Source organism: Phenylobacterium sp. (assembly GCF_041913825.1).
GTDB lineage: Bacteria > Pseudomonadota > Alphaproteobacteria > Caulobacterales > Caulobacteraceae > Phenylobacterium.
This window is the reverse complement of record NZ_JAYSEO010000019.1, coordinates 29478-47186: the sequence shown is the minus strand read 5'-3', so window position 1 is coordinate 47186 and position 17709 is coordinate 29478. Positions and strand designations below refer to the sequence as shown.

Below are 17709 nucleotides of genomic sequence, written 5' to 3'. Positions count from 1 at the left end.
GGTTTGGGCACCATCCCCGCCCCCGCCGCCCACCACCCCCAACCCCCCCCCCCCCCCCCCCCCCCCCCTCGGGGCCCCGGGGGCCCCCCCTCGCCTCTACGGCGCGGGCGGCGGCGACACCCTGGAGGGCGGTGCGGGCACGGACGTCCTCGACGGTGAGGACGGCGACGACCGGCTCGATGGCGGCGACGACGTGGACAGTCTGCGCGGCGGGGCCGGGAACGACACCCTGCTGGCCGGCGCCGGGCGCGACGGCCTCGTGGGCGGCCCCGGCAACGACTACATCGACGGCGGGCCGGGCGACGCCGACGACTTCACCCTGCCGGCGCAGTTCCCGGGCAGCGACAACCTCAGCTTCACCGCCGCCGCGGGTCCGGTGACGGTCGACCTGGCGATCACCGGGCCGCAGGACACCGGCGAGGGCGTCGACACCATCCTCAACATCGAGGACCTGGGTGGCTCGCTGTTCGCCGACGTGCTGCGCGGTGACGACGGCCGCAACCGCCTGAACGGGTTCGACGGGGCCGACACCCTGGTGGGCCGCGGCGGCGCCGACATCCTGGCCGGCCAGGCGGGGGCGGACCTGCTGGACGGGGGCGACGGCGACGACCAGTTGATGGCCGCCTTCCTCAGCGACATCACCATGATGGACACCGCGTCCAACACCCTGCTGGGCGGAGCGGGGAACGACGTCCTGACCGGCCACCACGGGGCCGATCGCCTGGAGGGCGGCGACGGGAACGACAGCCTGCAGAGCGCCATCCCCGGCGTGGGCGGCGTTGCGCCCGGCGCCGACACCCTGCTGGGCGGAGCGGGCGACGACGGGATCAGCGCCTCGATCTACGACGCGGTGGTCGACGGCGGCGACGGCAACGACACCCTCGTCGTCGGTCGCTGGGGCGAGCTCTGGGACACGCCGCAGGTGCTGCGGACCGTCACCGGCGGGGCGGGCGACGACGCCGTCTGGCTGGAGGACCTCAACGCCACCGACCGGCTGGTGCTCGACGGCGGCAGCGGGTCGAACACGCTTGTGCTTCGGAGCTGGCGGGTGGAGCAGGTCTGGCTCAACCAGGCCCACGAGGGCCCGGGCGCCATCGCCCAGGGCTTCCAGCGGGTGGTTATGGAAGGCCTCGGCGTCAAGGTGCACGGCGGCGACCTGGGCGAGACCTATGAGGGCGGCGACACCGGGGAGTGGATCGAAGCCGGCGGCGGCGACGACCTGGTGCGGGCCGACCGCGACGTGACCATCGGCGGCTGGGCCCCGGGCGGCAAGGACTCCGTCTGGGGCGGCGCGGGGAACGACACCATCCAGGGCATGGTCGAGCAGGACTACCTGCGCGGCGACGACGGCGACGACTCCATCTCCGGCGGCGCGGCCTTCGACGACGTGCACGGCAACATGGGCGACGACACCGTCTCCGGCGGCGAGGGCGCCGACTGGGTGGTCGGCGGCAAGGACCAGGACGTGCTGTTCGGCGACGCCGGCGACGACATCGTCTACGGCAACCTCGGGAACGACACCCTGGAGGGCGGCGACGGCGCCGACATTGCCCGCGGCGGCCAGGGCGACGACATCGTCCGGGCCGGGGCCGGCGACGACTTCGTGTCCGGCGACCGTGGAGCGGACACCCTGTCGGGCGGCGCCGGCGCCGACGTGTTCCACACCTTCGCCGAGGCCGGCCTCGACCGTGTGCTGGACTTCAACGCCGCCGAGGGCGACCGCGTGCAGCTTCTGCCCGGGGCGACCTGGTCGGCCACCCAGGTGAACGCCGACGTGGTGGTGACCACCGGTCCCGACGCCCAGCTCGTGCTGGTCAACGTCCAGCTCTCGTCCCTCTCGCCGGGATGGGTGTTCGGCGCCTGACGACGCCTTGACATAAACACATAAAGATATCTTTATATGGCCCATGAAGCTCTCGGCGGGCCAGGCTGTTGACGTGCTCCGCGCGGCGGGCGAGCCGACGCGCCTGCGCATCCTGGCGCTGCTGGCCCGAGACGAGCTGGCCGTGCTCGAGCTCTGCCGGGTGCTGGACCAGAGCCAGCCGCGGGTCTCCCGCCACCTGAAGCTGCTCGCAGAAGCGGGTCTCGTCGAGCGGTTTCCGGACGGGGCGTGGGTGTTCTACCGCCTCACGGGCGGCGGGCAAGCCGGGGAGCTGGCGGGCGAGGTGCTGGGTCGCGTGGATCCGGCCGACCCGGTGCTGGCCCGCGATGCCGACCGGCTGTCGGCCGTGCGCGCCGAGCGCGCCGACGCGGCGTCCGAATACTTCGCGCGCAACGCCGCCCGTTGGGACGAGATCCGCTCGCTGTACATCTCCGAACGAGACGTCGAGGCGGCGATCCTGAAGGCCGCCGGCGAGGGGCCGTTCCGCCGCCTCGTCGACCTGGGCACGGGCGCCGGGCGGATGCTGACCCTGCTGGGCCCCCACGCCGACCAGGCGCTGGGCCTCGACCTGTCGCAGCAGATGCTGAACATCGCGCGGAACCACGTCTCGGAAGCCGGCCTGCAGCGCTGCGAGCTGCGCCACGGGGACATCTTCGCCACCCGCCTGCCCGACGCCAGCGCCGACCTCGTGGTCGTCCACCAGGTGTTGCACTACCTCGCCGACCCGGCCGCCGCCGTGAAGGAGGCCGCCCGCATCGTCGCCGACGGCGGCAAGCTGCTGATCGTCGACTTCGCGCCGCACAATCTCGAGTACCTGCGCGAGCAGCACCAGCACCGACGGCTGGGCTTCTCCGACGCCGAGATGGCCCGGTGGCTCGCCCAGGAGGGCCTCGTCCACGTGGACGCCGAAGCCCTGCCGCCCGCCCGCGAAGGCGGGCTGACCGTCAAGATCTGGGCCGCCCAGCGCGCCCGCCAGCCCCAGAGGACCGCCGCATGACCGCGCTCGGCCCCATCGCCCGCGCCGGCGTGGGCGGACGCCCCCGCCCCAACGTCTCGTTCGAGTTCTCCCCGCCGAAGACCCCCGAGGCCGAGGAGAGCCTGTGGGAGGCCATCCGGCGGCTCGAGCCGCTGAATCCCTCCTTCGTGTCGGTGACCTACGGCGCGGGCGGCTCCACCCGGGACCGCACGCACCGCACCGTGCTGCGCATGCTCTCCGAGACCACCCTGAAGCCCGCCGCCCACCTGACCTGCGTCGAGGCCAGCCGGGCCGAGGTGGACGAGGTGATCCGCGACTACTGGGACGCCGGCATCCGCCACATCGTGGCGCTCCGCGGCGACCCGCCGGGCCAGATCGGCGGCGCCTACACGCCGCGCTCCGACGGCTACCGCAACGCCACCGAGCTGACCGCCGGCATCAAGGCCATCGGCGACTTCGAGGTCAGCGTCGGGCTCTATCCGCAGGTGCACCCGGAGAGCAGCGGGATCGACCACGACATCGACGTGCTGAAGGCCAAGGTCGACGCGGGCGCGACGCGGGCGATCACCCAGTTCTTCTTCGACATCGACGGCTTCCTCCGCTTCATGGAGAAGGTCCGCAAGGCCGGCGTCACCATCCCGATCTCGCCGGGGATCATGCCGGTGACCAACTACAAGGGCCTGAAGAAGATGGCCGGACCCATCGGCATCGAGCTGCCGCAGTGGCTGGCCAACCTCTTCGAGGGCCTGGACAAGGACCCGGAGACCCGCCGGCTGATCGCCGCCTCCATCGCCACCGAGATGTGCGCCCGGCTGGCCGAGGAAGGCTTCGCCGACTTCCACTTCTACACGCTGAACCGCGCCGAGCTGACCTACGCCATCTGCCGGGTGCTGGGCGTGCGCGAGAGCGAACCCGAGCCGAAGGAGGCCGCGGCATGACCAGGCAGGAACGCATCGCGGCGCTGAAGGCCGCCGCCCGGCAGCGGGTGCTGATCCTCGACGGCTCCTGGGGCGTGATGATCCAGAAGCGCGGCCTGGACGAGGCTGACTACCGCGGCGGCCGGTTCGGCGACGCGCCGGGGCAGCTCAAGGGCAACAACGACCTGCTGTGCCTGACGCGGCCGGACATCATCGCCGACCTCCACGACCAGTACTACGCGGCCGGCGCCGACATCTCGGAGACCAACACCTTCTCGGCCACCTCGATCGGCCAGGCCGAGTACGGGATGGAAGCCGCGGTCGGCGACATCAACCTGGAAGGCGCGCGGATCGCCCGGGCCCGGGCCGACGCCTGGACCGCGAAGGAGCCGGAGAAGCCGCGGTTCGTGGCCGGCTCCATCGGGCCGCTGCCGGTGATGCTGTCCATGTCGTCGGACGTGAACGATCCCGGCGCGCGCAAGGTGACCTTCGAACAGGTCTATGCGGCCTACGCCGAGCAGGTGCGGGCGCTGCACGAGGGCGGCGTCGACATGTTCCTGATCGAGACCATCACCGACACCCTGAACTGCAAGGCGGCCATCAAGGCCATCCTCGACCTCGAGGACCAGGGCTACGAGAAGCTGCCGATCTGGATCAGCGGGACCATCACCGACCGCTCCGGCCGCACGCTGTCGGGACAGACGGTGGAGGCGTTCTGGAATTCGGTGAAGCACGCCAAGCCCTTCGCCGTCGGCCTGAACTGCGCGCTCGGCGCCGAGCTGATGCGGCCGCACATCGCCGAGCTGGCGCGGATCGCCGACACCCTGGTCTCGGCCTATCCCAACGCCGGGCTCCCCAACGCCATGGGCGAGTACGACGAGACGCCGGACCAGACCGGCCACATGCTGCACGAGTGGGCCGAGCACGGCCTGGTGAACATCCTCGGCGGCTGCTGCGGCACCACCCCGGACCACATCCGCCACGTGGCGGACGAGGTGAAGGGGATGAAGCCCCGGCAGATCCCCGAGCGTCCGACGGCCATGCGGCTCGCCGGGCTGGAACCGTTCGAACTCGCCTGACCGAAAGAGTACATGCGCCCCATCTTCGTGAACGTCGGCGAGCGGACGAACGTCACCGGCTCGGCCAAATTCCGCAAGCTCGTGGCCGAGGGCAACTACCCCGAGGCGCTGAGCGTGGCGCGCCAGCAGGTGGAGGCCGGGGCCCAGGTCATCGACGTCAACATGGACGAAGGCCTGCTGGACTCGGTCGCGGCCATGCGGACGTTCCTGAACCTGGTGGCGGCGGAGCCGGACATCGCGCGCGTCCCGGTGATGATCGACAGCTCCAAGTGGGAGGTGATCGAGGCCGGGCTGCAATGCGTCCAGGGCAAGGCGATCGTCAACTCGATCAGCCTGAAGGAGGGCGAGGCCAAGTTCGTCGAGCAGGCGAAGCAGTGTCTGCGCTACGGGGCGGCGGTGGTCGTGATGGCCTTCGACGAGGTGGGCCAGGCCGACACCCAGGACCGCAAGTTCGAGATCTGCGAGCGCGCCTACCGGATCCTCACCCGGAAGGTGGGCTTCCCGCCCGAAGACATCATCTTCGACCCCAACATCTTCGCCGTGGCGACGGGGATCGAGGAGCACGACAACTACGCCGTGGACTTCATCGAGGCCACGCGGCGGATCAAGGCGGGGCTGCCGCACGCCCGCGTCTCGGGCGGGGTCTCCAACGTCAGCTTCTCGTTCCGCGGCAACGAGCCGGTGCGGCGGGCGATCCACTCGGTGTTCCTGTACCACGCCATCGCCGCGGGCATGGACATGGGCATCGTCAACGCCGGCGACCTGCCGGTCTATGACGACATCGATCCCGAGCTGCGTGAGGCCGTCGAGGACGTGATCCTCAATCGCAAGAGGGCCGATGGCCGCTCGCCCACCGAGGTGCTGGTGGACCTGGCGCCCAAGTACAAGGGCCAGAAGGGCGAGGCGAAGGGGCCGAGTCTCGAGTGGCGCGATGCGCCGGTGGCCGAGCGGCTGAAGCACGCCCTGGTCCATGGGGTGACCGAGTTCATCGAGCAGGACACCGAGGAGGCGCGCCAGCAGGCCGAGCGGCCGCTGCACGTCATCGAAGGCCCGCTGATGGACGGGATGAACGTGGTCGGCGACCTGTTCGGCGCGGGGAAGATGTTCCTGCCCCAGGTGGTCAAGTCCGCCCGGGTGATGAAGCAGGCGGTGGCCTACCTGCTGCCGTTCATGGAGGCCGAGAAGGAAGGCAAGCCGCGCGAGAGCGCCGGCAAGATCCTGATGGCGACCGTCAAGGGCGACGTCCACGACATCGGCAAGAACATCGTGGGCGTGGTCCTGCAGTGCAACAACTACGAGGTCATCGACCTCGGCGTCATGGTCCCGGCCGACCGGATCCTCGACGAAGCCGTGGCGCATGAGGTGGACATGATCGGGCTGTCCGGCCTGATCACGCCCTCGCTCGACGAAATGGTCTTCGTGGCCGGCGAGATGGAGCGGCGCGGTTTCGACATCCCGCTGCTGATCGGCGGCGCCACCACCTCCAAGACCCACACGGCCGTGAAGATCGCCCCGCAGTACAAGGCGGGCTCGACGACCTATGTGCTGGACGCCAGCCGCGCGGTCGGCGTGGTCTCGAACCTGCTGTCGTCGACCGAGCGCGACCGGTTCCTGGCGGAGACGGCGGCCGACTACCAGAAGGTCCGCGAGCAGTACGCCCGCGGGCAGGGCAACCGCGCCCGCGCCACCCTGGCCGAGGCGCGCGACAACGCCTTCACCCCGGACTGGAGCGCCTACGACCCGCCGAAGCCCAGCTTCCTGGGCGTGCGCACCTTCGCGCCCTTCGACCTGAACGAGCTGCGCCGGCACATCGACTGGACCCCGTTCTTCGCGAGCTGGGAGCTGGTCGGCCGCTACCCGCAGATCCTCGAGGACGACGTGGTCGGCAAGGCCGCCACCGACCTCTTCGAGGACGCCCAGCGGATGCTGGACCGGATCATCCAGGAGGGCCTGCTGGAGGCCCGCGGCGTGGTCGGCTTCTGGCCGGCCAACGCCGACGGCGACGACGTGGTGCTCTACGCCGACGAGGGCCGCACGGCCGAGCTCGCCCGGCTGCACACCCTTCGCCAGCAGATGCTGAAGTCCGGCGGGCAGGCGAACGTGGCGCTGGCCGACTTCGTGGCGCCGGCAGGGACGAAGGCGGACTATGTGGGCGGCTTCGCGGTGACCGCCGGGATCGGCGAGCTGGAGCGGGCGGCCGAATTCAAGGCGGCCGGCGACGACTATTCGGCGATCCTGTTCACGGCGCTGGCCGACCGCCTGGCCGAGGCGTTTGCGGAAGCCCTGCACCGGAAGGTGCGCACCGAACTCTGGGGCTATGCGCCCGACGAGCCGTTCGACATCGACACCCTGATCGCCGAGCAGTACCGCGGCATCCGCCCGGCCCCCGGCTATCCGGCCCAGCCCGACCACACGGAGAAGGCGACGCTGTTCGCGCTGCTGCAGGCGACGCCGCAGATCGGCCTGGAACTCACCGAGAGTTTCGCCATGACGCCGCCGGCGGCCGTCTCGGGCCTCTACTTCGCCCATCCGGAGGCGCACTACTTCGGCGTCGGTCGGATTGAGCGCGACCAGGTGGAAGACTACGCCCGCCGCAAGGGCTGGGACGTGAAGACCGCAGAGCGCTGGCTCGCCCCGATCCTGAACTACGAGCCCTGACCCGGGGCGCGCTCACGCGACCTACTCCGCCGTAAGGTGCGGGCGGCGGACCCAGAGCATGCGCTGCAGCGTGGCGTCGCGATCGAAGACGAGGTGCTTCAGGGCGCCGGCGACATGCAGGACGATCAGCGGCCAGAACAGCTTGGTCGCCGCGCCGTGGACCGTCTCGGTGAGCTCGTGCAGCCACTCCACGCGGGTGGCGAATGGGGTCGGGATGGCGAAGGCGCCGAACACTTCCAGCGGCCGCCCCGTCGACCAGACCGCCAGCGGGCCGGTGATCAGCAGCACGGCGATCATCAGCAGGAACAGACCCTGCACCGCTCGGGCGAGGGTGCGGAAGGCGCGATTGTGCTCCAGCGAGCCTGGATGCGGCTGGGACGCGCTCCAGAGCATGCGGGCGACCAGAAAGGTGAATAGCAGCACGCCCACAGAGACGTGCAGGTTCATGGCGGCGATCTTCTCGGCGCGGCCGGACGCCTCTTCCATGCGCTCGCCGAGCAGGTAGAGGGCCACGACTCCCGCGGCGCTGATCCAGTGGAGGGCGATGGCCGCCCAGCCGTAGGCCGTGCGGGTGTTCACGAAGGACATGGACGGACTCCTGTCCGCCCAGGCTGTCCAGGGTGGTCAAGCTCCGCCTTGATATGGCGCAAGCGGCGTTCGCAAGGGGCCTCGGGCCCGGCCTGACCCTCTCCCGCCGGGGCGGGAGAGGGCGGCGCGGGGCTCAGGCGGCGCGGCCGTGGCGCTGGGCCCAGGGCAGGTCGTACCGGTCGGCGTTCATCACCCGGCACCACGCCTTCACGAAGTCCTGGACGAACTTCTCGTCGGCGTCGTCTGAGGCGTAGACCTCAGCGATGGCCCGAAGCTGGGAGTTGGCGCCGAACGCCAGGTCCGTGCGGGTGGCCGTCCACTTCTCCTCGTGCGTCCGCCGGCACGTGCCGACGAAGACCTCGTCGCCGCTGTCGTCCACCTGCTTCCACGCCGTGCCCATGTCGAGCAGGTTGACGAAGAAGTCCCGGGTGAGCTGGCCCGGACGGTCGGTGAGGACCCCGTGCTTCTGGTCGGCGTGGTTGACGCCCAGCACCCGCAGGCCGCCCACCAGGGCGGTCATCTCCGGTGCGGAGAGGCCGAGCAACTGGGAGCGGTCGACCAGCAGCTCCTCCGTCGGCACGCTGAAGCGCACCTGCAGGTAGTTGCGGAAGCCGTCGGCCTTGGGCTCCAGGACCTCGAAGCTCTCCGCATCGGTCTGCTCGGCCGTGGCGTCGGTGCGGCCCGGGACGAAGGGGACCTCCACGGGGCGGCCGGCGTCGCGGGCCGCCTTCTCGATGCCGGCGGAGCCGCCCAGCACGATAAGGTCGGCGAGCGAGATCTTCTTGCCGCCGGGGGCGGAGGCGTCGAAGTCGGCTTTGATGCCCTCGAGCACCTTCAGCACGCGGGCCAGCTTCTCCGGCTCGTTGACCTCCCAGTCCTTCTGCGGGGCCAGCCGGATGCGCGCGCCGTTGGCGCCGCCCCTGTGGTCGGAGCCGCGATAGGTGGCCGCGGACGCCCAGGCGGTGCGCACCAGGTCGGCGACCGACAGGCCGCTGGCCAGCAGGCGGTCCTTGAGCGTCCGGATGTCCGCGTCGTCGACCAGCGCGTGATCCACCGGCGGGATCGGGTCCTGCCAGATCAGGTCCTCGGCCGGCACCTCGGGACCGAGATAGCGGCTCTTCGGGCCCATGTCGCGGTGGCAGAGCTTGAACCAGGCCCGCGCGAAGGCGTCGGCGAACTGGTCGGGGTTGTTGCGGAACCGCTCGCAGATCGCCCGGTACTGCGGGTCCTCGCGGAACGCGAGATCGGCGGTGGTCATCATGGTCGGCACGCGGCGGTCGGGGCTGTGGGCTCCCGGCGCCATGTCTTCCGGCCTCTGCCCCTTGGGCTGCCACTGCTTCGCGCCGGCCGGGCTGCGGACCAGCTCGTACTCGTAGTCGAGCAGCATGTGGAAATAGCTCATGTCCCACTGGATCGGCGTGGGCGTCCAAGGGCCTTCCAGGCCGCTGGTGATGGTGTGGTCGGCCATGCCGCTCTCGTGGCTGGACGTCCAGCCGAGGCCCTGCTGGGCGATGTCGGCGCCCTCGGGCTCGACCCCCACCTTCTTGGCGTCGCCGGCCCCGTGGCACTTGCCGAAGGTATGGCCGCCGGCGGTCAGCGCGACGGTCTCCTCGTCGTTCATGCCCATCCGCGCGAAGGTGATGCGGATGTCGCGCGCCGACTTCAGCGGGTCCGGATTGCCGCCCGGGCCCTCCGGGTTGACGTAGATGAGGCCCATCTGGATGGCGGCCAGCGGGTTCTCCAGCGCGCGGCCGGACTCCTCGTCGATGCGGGTGAGGTTGCCCTCCTGGCCGACCCACTGCTCCTCGGTGCCCCAGTAGATGTCCTTCTCGGGCTCGAAGATGTCCTCCCGACCGCCGCCGAAGCCGAACACCGGCGCGCCCATGGATTCGAAGGCCACGTTGCCGGCCATGATCATCAGGTCGGCCCAGGACAGCTTGGCGCCGTACTTCTTCTTGATCGGCCAGAGCAGGCGCCGCGCCTTGTCGAGGTTGGCGTTGTCGGGCCAGCTGTTCAGCGGCGCAAAGCGTTGGTTGCCCGAGTTCGCGCCGCCGCGCCCGTCGCCGGTGCGGTAGGTGCCGGCGCTGTGCCAGGCCATCCGGATGAAGAACGGGCCGTAGTGGCCGTAGTCGGCCGGCCACCAGGGCTGGCTGTCGGTCATCAGTGCGGTGAGGTCGCGCTTCACCGCCGCGTAGTCGAGGGTCTCGAACGCTTCGGCGTAGTTGAAGCCGTCGCCCATCGGATTGCCGTGGCGGCCGTGCTGGTGAAGGATCTCCAGCGAGAGCTGGTTGGGCCACCAGTCGCGGTTGGTGCGGCCGAGCAGGCTGCGGAGCGCGGCGCGTTCCTTCCTGGGGTTGGAGAGGGGGCTGGCGTCGTCCATCTGGGTGTCCTCCCGAGAATTGCGGGCATTAGGCGACCCGCTTCCGGAGGCTGGCAAAGCGAAAATTCCGATGGCCGCCATCGGCCCGCTCGATGCTGCGCCGCGGCAAAGAAGATTCCGCCTTTAGAGTCAAAAGCGTCCGTTGCCGCGCTTTCGTTTTCGGCGTTATCGTCAATTGGCAAGCTGGGCGCGCGCCTGGTCGCGCCCCTGCGGAAGGAGCGCACGCGTGACTCCAGTCGAAATCGCAAAGACCCTGGTCTCCCTCGAAGGTTCGGCCGCCCTGACGGAGGTCTGCGGCTCAGGACGCAAGGGCGAGGCCGCCGCGGTGCGGGTCGTGATGCTGAGGATGTTCCCGGACACCGGATACGACGACCTTGAGGCCGGCCTGCAACTCGCCCTGACCATCGCCCGGATGGACCAGGCCGAGCGCGAGGCCGCCCGCCACTGAGGCGCCCGCGCCCCTCGCCGCCTCGCCGGCCGCCGCTTACGGCGTGCCGGCGCGAAAGCGGCGCCGGCGCCTTTCCCCCGGTGGCGCGCATGGTCTACCAATCGCTCCGGCGCGCACGGTGCGCGGGAGTGAGGGGCGTTCGATGAAGCGGTATCTTCTGGCGGCGGCGGCTATGGTCGCGATGGCTGGGCCGGGGCAGGCGGCGGAGCTGACGGCGGCCGACAAGAGCCAGATCACGGCGGCGGTGGACAAGGGCGCCCCGCGGATGGGCGAGGTCGCCAAGCAGATCTGGGGGTGGGCCGAGGTCGGCTATCAGGAGACCAAGAGCTCGGCCCTGCTGCAGTCGGAGCTGAAGAAGGCGGGCTTCAAGGTCGATGCCGGCGTCGCCGGCATGCCCACCGCCTTCGTGGCGAGCTTCAAGACGGGCGAGGGCCCGGTGCTGGCGATCCTCGCCGAATTCGACGCGCTGCCGGGCATGGCCCAGGCCGCCGAGCCGACCCGCAAGGCGGTCCCGGGGATCGCCGGCCACGCCTGCGGCCACCACATCTTCGGCGCGGCCTCGGTGCAGGCGGCGATCACGCTCAGCCAGTGGATGAAGGCCAATGGGGTGAAGGGCGAGGTCCGGGTCTACGGCACGCCGGCCGAAGAGGGCGGCTCGGGCAAGGTCTACATGGTCCGCTCCGGCCTGTTCCAGGATGTGGACGCCACCCTGCACTGGCACCCGGGCGCCGAGAACGACGCGAGCCAGGGGGTCAGCCTGGCCAACATCAGCGGCAAGTTCCGTTTCACCGGCGCCTCGTCGCACGCGTCCGGCGCCCCCTGGCGCGGCCGCTCGGCCCTGGACGCCGTGGAGGTGATGAACGCCGCCGTGAACATGATGCGCGAGCACGTGCCCGACGGCACCCGCATCCACTACGTCATCACCGACGGCGGCAGCGCGCCGAACGTCGTGCCGGAGAAGGCGGAGGTCTACTACTACGTCCGCCACGCCGATCCGCAGGTCGTCCGCGACGTCACCGCCCGCCTGCAGAAGGCGGCCGAGGGCGCGGCGATGGCCACCGAGACCAAGGTGAGCTTCGAGCAGACCGGCGGCGTCTACAACATGCTGCCCAACGAGACCCTGGCGAAGGTCATGGACCGGAACCTGCACGAGGTGGGCGGGGTGAAGTGGGACGCCCAGGAGCGGGCCTTCGCCGAGGCGATGGCCAAGCAGCTTCCGCCCACCAACGCCACCCTGGAGAGCGCGGCCGAGATCCAGCCGATGGAGATCGGCGGCTCGGGCGGCGGCTCCACCGACGTGGCCGACGTGAGCTGGGTGACCCCGACCGTGGGCATGAGCGCGGCCACCTGGGTGCCGGGGACGCCGGGACATAGCTGGCAGGCGGTCGCCGCCGGCGGGACCAGCATGGCCACCAAGGGCGGCGCGGTGGCCGCCAAGAGCCTGGCCCTGACCGGCGCGACCCTGTTCCGCGACCCCGCGCTGATCGACCAAGCCAAGGCCGAGCTCGACCGCAAGCGCGGCAAGGACTTCGTCTACAAGGCCATGGTCGGCGACCGTCCGCCGCCGCTGGACTACCGCGCCAAGGCCGGCGCGTCGGAGTAGGCGCGCGGGTGTTGACAGACGCGTGCGGCGCCGGGAGTGTCCGGCGCCCACGCCACAACCGGAGGTCCAGCTTGCTCCACGTCGTGATCACGTCCTGCCTGCCTGCGGGCGATGCGGGAGACGACGAGGGCGAGGGCGGCGGGTTCGGCCCACCGCTGCCGTTCCTCGGGGACGAGCTGCCCTACAAGGTGGAGGTCTGGGACGCGAGCGGCTCCTTCGTGCAGGCCGTGGCGGCGGTGACGGCCAACGCCTCGATCGGCTACGCCGCCTACTACGCCGCGGTGCGCGAGAACCCCGAACGGGACATCACCCTGACGCACAGGGGCCGGGTCCTGAGCCGCTGGACGAAACGGTCCCACTGAGGGCTGCGGATGGACGAGGGACGGCGCAACGAGCTGCAGGCGACCGCGGGTCCCCTGCCGATCGCCGCGGGCGGGCTGCCGTACCTGATCGAGCTGTGGGACGAGGCGCGGCGGGCCCCGCAGCAGGTGCTGGCCCGGGCCGCCAGCCTCGGGGTGGCGCGCGAGATGTTCCGGGCCTGCGCCCGGGAGCGGCCCGACCGCCTGATCGTCCTGCGCTGCGGCTACGAGATCCTCGACAGCCACGGATGATCGCGGCCCAGGCCGAGCGGGGTCAAGGCGGAGGGCGGCGCGAGGCGAGGAGCTGGTCGAGCTGAGCGAACTGCTCGGCGGCCATGGCCTGCATCCCGGCGACGGCTTCGCCGAGGGGCTCGGGGGAGGGATAGAGCTCGGAGAGGACCAGCAGCGTGCCGTCGCCCTGGCTCTCGAAGGTGACGGTGGTGACCGGCGCCTCCTCGCTCTCCTCGTTCGTCCAGACCAGGCGCGCGGGCGGCGTCACCTCGAGGTACCTGCCGAAGAAGGTGGCCGACTCCGGTCCCTCGCCGAACATGATCCGGTAGCCGCCGCCCGTACGGGCGTCGATCTCGCAGACGTTGAGCACCGCGCCCATGGACGCCGGCGCCCACCACAGCTTGAAGAGCTCGGGCCGGGTCCAGGCCTCGAACACCGCGGCCAGGGGGCTGTCGAAGGTTCGCGTGACGACGAGCTCGCGCTCGGACTTCCGCGCGACGGTGGTCGGGTTCTCCGTCCGCTCGGGCTGGGCGCTCTGGGCCATGTGGCTTCCTTTCCTCTCGGGATCTCGTCCGATCCAAAGGAAGGACGAACGAGCGCGCGCGAAGCCGACACGATCATCATGAGCGCGCCTGGTCGAGCGGGAGGCGCGGGCGGAACCGGCGCCCGCGCCGGCCGGTTAGCGGCGGTATCCCGGCCGGGATACGAAACCCGTGCGCCGGGTCCCTGACCGACGGAGCGCTGCCCATGTCCATCATCGACAAGGCCCTCGGGGCCATCACCCCGCCCGAGAGTGACGAGAAGCGCGCCGAGGCGACGCGCAAGGCCCGCGAGGCGGCCATGCCCGGCGACTGGCTGTCCATGGCTCTCGACCACCACGACGAGATCCGCGCCGCCTTCGAGGCGGGGCGGCAGGCGCAGGACGGGCCGGGCCGCGTGGCGGCCATGAAGCGGCTGGCCATGGTGCTGAACGGGCACAGCCTGGCCGAGGAGGTGGTCCTCTATCCCGCCCTGGCCAAGGCCGGCGAGAAGCACCACGCGGGCATGGCCTACACCGAGCAGACCACGGCCAAGATGCAGATGGCCGAGCTCGAGCGCATCGACCCGGTGAGCGACGCCAAGGGCTGGGACGAGAAGTGGGAGCACATCCGGGGCGCGGTGCTGCACCACATCTTCGAGGAGGAGGGGACCTGGTTCCTCAAGATCCGCGAGGAGTACGACAACCAGACCTTCCTGACGCACCGCTTCCGCGAGGAATACGAGCGCTACGCCAAGGGCGTGGAGGCCGAGGGCCGTCCGGCCGCCGAGCCGCGCTCGTTCCAGGACGGCGTGAGCGAAGGCCCGGCCCTGCAGTAGCGGCTCAGGCCCTCTCCCGCCTCTCCCGGTCCGCTGCACGGGGGGAGGGGCGGGGACGGGTCAGCGGAGTTCGACGACCTTGCCCTGCACGGTGACGCGCTCCAGGCGCATCTCCGGCGTCCCGTCGCTGCGCGGATAGCCTTCCAGGGTGATCGGCTGGCCGGCGGCCAGCATCTGGCGGGTGAGGCCGCGGGTCTCCATCCGGGCAAGCGGCGCGAGGATCACGTCCCAGGTGCGGCCCTGGTAGGCGACCTTGGCGGTGGCGTGCGGGTTCTCCCAGGCGAGGTCGGAGACCGGCGCGGTGACGCGGATCACCTTCTGGGCGTCGTACGAGCTCCAGCCGTGATGGGCGAGGGCGGCCGTGCCGGTGGCGAGGGCGAGACCGGCGGCGAGGACGAGGGGACGGATCATCGGGCGTGCTCCATGGGGTCCTCTTCAGAGCTTACCACGCGGCCCGCCCCCCAGGCAGACCTCCGCCCCCTACTTCGGCAGGACCCTGCGGTCGGTCAGGGTGAGGGTGGTGCGGGCTCCCGGCGGCTCGGCCAGGCCAGGCCGGGCGATGGGCTGGCCGCCGCCCACGAAGATCTCCACCCGGCCGGGCTCGACTCGGCGCTCGCCCTTGTCATCGACGACGCTGAGCGCCCGGTCGTCCAGGGTGAAGCGGACCGTGCGGGTCTCCCCCCGCTTCAGGTGGATGCGCTGGAAGCCCTGCAGGGTGCGGACCGGCGCGCCCGCCTTGCCGGGATGGCTGAGGTAGAGCTGCACCACCTCGTCGCCGTCCATCCCCCCGGTGTTGGTGACATCCACCGAGACGCTGGCCGGACGGCCCTGGGCGGGGGCTTCGGCCCGGGCCCCGGCATAGGCGAAGCGCGTGTAGCTGAGGCCGTGGCCGAAGGGGTAGAGCGTCTCGCCGGTGAAGTAGCGGTAGGTCCGGCCGGCCATCCGGTAGTCGCCGAACGGCGGGAGTTGGTCGGCCGAGCGGTAGAAGGTCACCGGCAGCCGGCCGGCCGGGCTGTAGTCCCCGGCGATGAGCTGGGCGACGGCGTGGCCGCCCTCGCCGCCCGGATACCAGGCCTCGACGATGGCCGGCAGGTTGGCGTCGGCCCAGTTCACCGACAGCGCGCTGCCGTTCATCAGCACCAGGACCACCGGCTTGCCGGTCGCGTGGACGCGCTGGAGGAGCTGCTGTTGCGGGGCGGGCAGGTCGAGGCTGGTGCGGTCGCCGCCGGCGAAGCCCGGCACCTCCAGCTTCATCTCCTCGCCCTCGACGCGGGCGGTGAGGCCGCCCACGAACACCACGAGGTCGGCGTTGCGGGCCGCGGCCACGACGTCGTCGCCGTTCGCGCCGGGCAGGCTCCAGACCAGGCGCTGTCGGCCCTTCACCCCGCGCTGGAAGCCCTCCACGCGGATCGGATAACGCTTGCCGGCCTCCAGCCGGATCGCGCCGTCGAGGATCGAGGGCGCGTCGCCCACGCCCCATTCGTCGACCACGGCCTTGCCGTCGACGAAGACGCGGTAGCCGTTGTCGCTGGCGAAGCGGAAGCGGTATTCGCCGGTCTCGGGCGCCGTGATGAAGCCGGTCCACCGGGCCGAGCTCTGGCGGTCGCCGGTCCAGTCGAAGGCGGCGTTCGCGACGGTCCGGGTCTCCGAGGCCGCGCCCTCGAGGTTCACCCCGGCGAAGGTCTCCTGCCTCAGGCCCTTGGTGCGGCAGGCGGCGTCGACGCAGAAGGCCGCGTCGGGCACGGGCGGGGCGGCCGGGCCGACGAGGCCGGCGCCCTCCACATGCACGATCTGGGCGTTCGGGAAGCGGGCCTTCAGGCCGGCCAGCACGGTCACCGGCTGGGACGGCGTGCCGTAGTAGTTGCCGATCAGGGCGTCGACGCTGTCGGCGTTCGGGCCGATCACCGCGATGCGGCGCGGCGCCGCCTTCAGCGGCAGCAGGCCGTCGTTCTTCAGCAGCGTCATCGACGCCTTGGCCATCTTCAGAGACTGGGCGCGGTGCTCCGGCGTGTCGTTCTGGCCGGCGGTGATCTCGGAGAACGGCACGGCGGCCGGCGCATCGAACAGGCCAAGCCGGATCCGGTCGGCGAACAGCCGGGTCAGCGCCCGGTCCACGAGGGCTTCGGGCATCACCCCCTTCTGCACCGCCGAGACGACGGCGCCCGCCTCCATGTTCCAGTCCGCGCGGTAGTCGCCGCAGACCAGGTCCATGCCCGCGCCGAGAGCCTTGGCGATCGCCTCCTCCGGCGTCTTCACCCAGGCCAGGCTGTCTTCGCGGTAGAGGTTGGCGGCCGCCCCGCAGTCGGAGACCACGTGACCCTTGAAGCCCCAGGCCTTGCGCAGCCGCGTCTCCAGCAGGTCCTCGCTGGCGCAGGCGGGGATCCCGTCGACGGCGTTGTAGGCGCACATCACCGCCTGGACCTTGCCCTCGGTGACCGTGGCGCGGAACGCCGGCAGGTAGGTGGCCTCGAGATCGTGGGCGCTGGGGTGGACGTCCTCGCGGTGACGGTTGGATTCCGGGCCGGAGTGGACGGCAAAGTGCTTCGAGGTGGCGATGGTCTTGAAGTACTTGGGATCGTCGCCCTGCAGGCCGCGGATGAAGGCGACGCCCATGCGGCCGGTGAGGTGCGGATCCTCGCCGTAGGTCTCCTGGCCGCGCCCCCAGCGGGGATCCCGGAAGATGTTGATGTTGGGCGACCACACCGTCAGCCCGCGGTACCAGTCGGTGGAGCCGTCGGGCGCGACGCGCTCGGCGTACTTGGCGCGGAACTCGGTGGAGATGACGCCCGCGCTTTCCTGCATCAGCGCCGGGTCGAAGGTGGCGGCCATGCCGATGGCCTGCGGGAAGACGGTGGCGAAGCCGGCGCGGGCGACGCCGTGCAGGCCCTCGTTCCACCAATTGTAGGCCGGGACGCCGAGGCGCGGGATCGCGGGGGCCGCGTGGCCGATCTGGCGGGACTTCTCCTCCAGCGTCATGGCCGCGACCAGCGCGGCGGCGCGCTGCTCGGGATCGCGCTGGACGTCGCGCCAGGGCTGGCCTGCGGGCTGCGCCGCCGCACTTCCGCAAAGCGCCGTGGACGCCAGCCACGCGCCGATCAGCCATGCCCTGAGAGCCACCGTTTCCTCCGTGCGTTCTGATGCGCGGGCTCGGACGGCCGCGCTTGCGTTACCGCTACCATCGAAGCGCCGCGACTGTCCAACGGGTTTGGCGGCGGGCTGTGCGGGGAGCTGA

Annotated in this window: 15 protein-coding genes and 1 pseudogene; 11 read left to right on the top strand and 5 right to left on the bottom strand. The window is 71.2% G+C overall.

Annotated features, from left to right (window positions below):
- The 6 genes and pseudogenes from ACE3Q8_RS16220 to metH all read left to right on the top strand — a co-directional run.
- Positions 1 to 193, top strand: a pseudogene (locus tag ACE3Q8_RS16220) (hypothetical protein); the annotation flags it as partial.
- The gene (locus ACE3Q8_RS16215) at positions 194 to 1864 is read left to right on the top strand and encodes a calcium-binding protein (protein ID WP_374471378.1); all 1671 of its coding nucleotides are present in this window, start codon (positions 194 to 196) and stop codon (positions 1862 to 1864) included.
- Positions 1865 to 1907: 43 nt separating this feature from the next.
- Positions 1908 to 2879 (top strand): ArsR/SmtB family transcription factor, encoded by a 972-nt coding sequence (locus tag ACE3Q8_RS16210; protein WP_374471331.1) that lies wholly within the window; start codon positions 1908 to 1910, stop codon positions 2877 to 2879.
- Positions 2876 to 3796 (top strand): methylenetetrahydrofolate reductase [NAD(P)H], encoded by a 921-nt coding sequence (gene metF / locus ACE3Q8_RS16205; protein WP_374471330.1) that lies wholly within the window; start codon positions 2876 to 2878, stop codon positions 3794 to 3796. The genes ACE3Q8_RS16210 and metF overlap by 4 nt, the downstream gene beginning before the upstream one ends.
- Positions 3793 to 4854, top strand: a complete 1062-nt coding sequence (locus tag ACE3Q8_RS16200; RefSeq protein ID WP_374471329.1) for a homocysteine S-methyltransferase family protein — start codon at positions 3793 to 3795, stop codon at positions 4852 to 4854. Before metF ends, ACE3Q8_RS16200 begins: the two co-directional genes overlap by 4 nt.
- 12 nt (positions 4855 to 4866) lie before the next feature.
- On the top strand, positions 4867 to 7512 hold the full coding sequence (gene metH, locus ACE3Q8_RS16195; RefSeq protein ID WP_374471328.1) for a methionine synthase: 2646 nt from the start codon (positions 4867 to 4869) through the stop codon (positions 7510 to 7512).
- A gap of 21 nt (positions 7513 to 7533) precedes the next feature.
- On the opposite strand, the gene ACE3Q8_RS16190 is transcribed toward metH, so the two are convergent.
- On the bottom strand, positions 7534 to 8100 hold the full coding sequence (locus tag ACE3Q8_RS16190; protein ID WP_374471327.1) for a cytochrome b: 567 nt from the start codon (positions 8098 to 8100) through the stop codon (positions 7534 to 7536).
- 133 nt (positions 8101 to 8233) lie between these two features.
- Positions 8234 to 10480 carry a catalase/peroxidase HPI gene (gene katG, locus ACE3Q8_RS16185; protein WP_374471326.1) on the bottom strand — a complete coding sequence of 749 codons (2247 nt, stop codon included), beginning with the start codon at positions 10478 to 10480 and terminating at the stop codon, positions 8234 to 8236.
- Positions 10481 to 10706: 226 nt separating this feature from the next.
- On the opposite strand from katG, the gene ACE3Q8_RS16180 reads away from it, so the two are divergent.
- From ACE3Q8_RS16180 to ACE3Q8_RS16165, 4 genes are all read left to right on the top strand, one after another.
- A complete protein-coding gene (locus ACE3Q8_RS16180) occupies positions 10707 to 10928 on the top strand; it encodes a hypothetical protein (RefSeq protein WP_374471325.1) in 222 nt (73 codons plus the stop codon).
- Between the two features lie 142 nt (positions 10929 to 11070).
- Complete coding sequence (locus tag ACE3Q8_RS16175) at positions 11071 to 12531, top strand: amidohydrolase (protein ID WP_374471324.1); 1461 nt, start codon at positions 11071 to 11073, stop codon at positions 12529 to 12531.
- 71 nt (positions 12532 to 12602) lie between these two features.
- Positions 12603 to 12893, top strand: coding sequence for a hypothetical protein (locus ACE3Q8_RS16170; RefSeq protein WP_374471323.1), 291 nt, complete (start codon positions 12603 to 12605; stop codon positions 12891 to 12893).
- 9 nt (positions 12894 to 12902) lie between these two features.
- Complete coding sequence (locus ACE3Q8_RS16165) at positions 12903 to 13142, top strand: hypothetical protein (RefSeq protein ID WP_374471322.1); 240 nt, start codon at positions 12903 to 12905, stop codon at positions 13140 to 13142.
- 22 nt (positions 13143 to 13164) lie between these two features.
- Here ACE3Q8_RS16165 and ACE3Q8_RS16160 read toward each other — a convergent pair whose 3' ends face one another.
- Complete coding sequence (locus ACE3Q8_RS16160; RefSeq protein ID WP_374471321.1) at positions 13165 to 13665, bottom strand: SRPBCC domain-containing protein; 501 nt, start codon at positions 13663 to 13665, stop codon at positions 13165 to 13167.
- Between the two features lie 203 nt (positions 13666 to 13868).
- Here ACE3Q8_RS16160 and ACE3Q8_RS16155 point away from each other — a divergent pair, with 203 nt between their 5' ends.
- Entirely contained in the window at positions 13869 to 14477 is a 609-nt protein-coding gene (locus ACE3Q8_RS16155; RefSeq protein WP_374471320.1) for a hemerythrin domain-containing protein, read from the top strand.
- A gap of 60 nt (positions 14478 to 14537) precedes the next feature.
- Here the strand turns inward: ACE3Q8_RS16155 and ACE3Q8_RS16150 are convergent, their stop codons facing one another.
- Both ACE3Q8_RS16150 and ACE3Q8_RS16145 read right to left on the bottom strand, forming a co-directional pair.
- On the bottom strand, positions 14538 to 14888 hold the full coding sequence (locus ACE3Q8_RS16150; RefSeq protein WP_374471319.1) for a DUF6152 family protein: 351 nt from the start codon (positions 14886 to 14888) through the stop codon (positions 14538 to 14540).
- 69 nt (positions 14889 to 14957) lie between these two features.
- Positions 14958 to 17594, bottom strand: coding sequence for a glycoside hydrolase family 3 C-terminal domain-containing protein (locus ACE3Q8_RS16145; RefSeq protein ID WP_374471318.1), 2637 nt, complete (start codon positions 17592 to 17594; stop codon positions 14958 to 14960).
- Positions 17595 to 17709: the final 115 nt, after the last annotated feature.

Bases quoted from the DNA above. Each gene is read 5' to 3' on its own strand.
- ACE3Q8_RS16210 (WP_374471331.1), top strand. From the start codon at position 1,908: ATGAAGCTCTCGGCGGGCCAGGCTGTTGACGTGCTCCGCGCGGCGGGC.
- metF (WP_374471330.1), top strand. From the start codon at position 2,876: ATGACCGCGCTCGGCCCCATCGCCCGCGCCGGCGTGGGCGGACGCCCC.
- ACE3Q8_RS16200 (WP_374471329.1), top strand. From the start codon at position 3,793: ATGACCAGGCAGGAACGCATCGCGGCGCTGAAGGCCGCCGCCCGGCAG.
- metH (WP_374471328.1), top strand. From the start codon at position 4,867: ATGCGCCCCATCTTCGTGAACGTCGGCGAGCGGACGAACGTCACCGGC.
- ACE3Q8_RS16190 (WP_374471327.1), bottom strand. From the start codon at position 8,100: ATGTCCTTCGTGAACACCCGCACGGCCTACGGCTGGGCGGCCATCGCC.
- katG (WP_374471326.1), bottom strand. From the start codon at position 10,480: ATGGACGACGCCAGCCCCCTCTCCAACCCCAGGAAGGAACGCGCCGCG.
- ACE3Q8_RS16175 (WP_374471324.1), top strand. From the start codon at position 11,071: ATGAAGCGGTATCTTCTGGCGGCGGCGGCTATGGTCGCGATGGCTGGG.
- ACE3Q8_RS16165 (WP_374471322.1), top strand. From the start codon at position 12,903: ATGGACGAGGGACGGCGCAACGAGCTGCAGGCGACCGCGGGTCCCCTG.
- ACE3Q8_RS16160 (WP_374471321.1), bottom strand. From the start codon at position 13,665: ATGGCCCAGAGCGCCCAGCCCGAGCGGACGGAGAACCCGACCACCGTC.
- ACE3Q8_RS16155 (WP_374471320.1), top strand. From the start codon at position 13,869: ATGTCCATCATCGACAAGGCCCTCGGGGCCATCACCCCGCCCGAGAGT.
- ACE3Q8_RS16150 (WP_374471319.1), bottom strand. From the start codon at position 14,888: ATGATCCGTCCCCTCGTCCTCGCCGCCGGTCTCGCCCTCGCCACCGGC.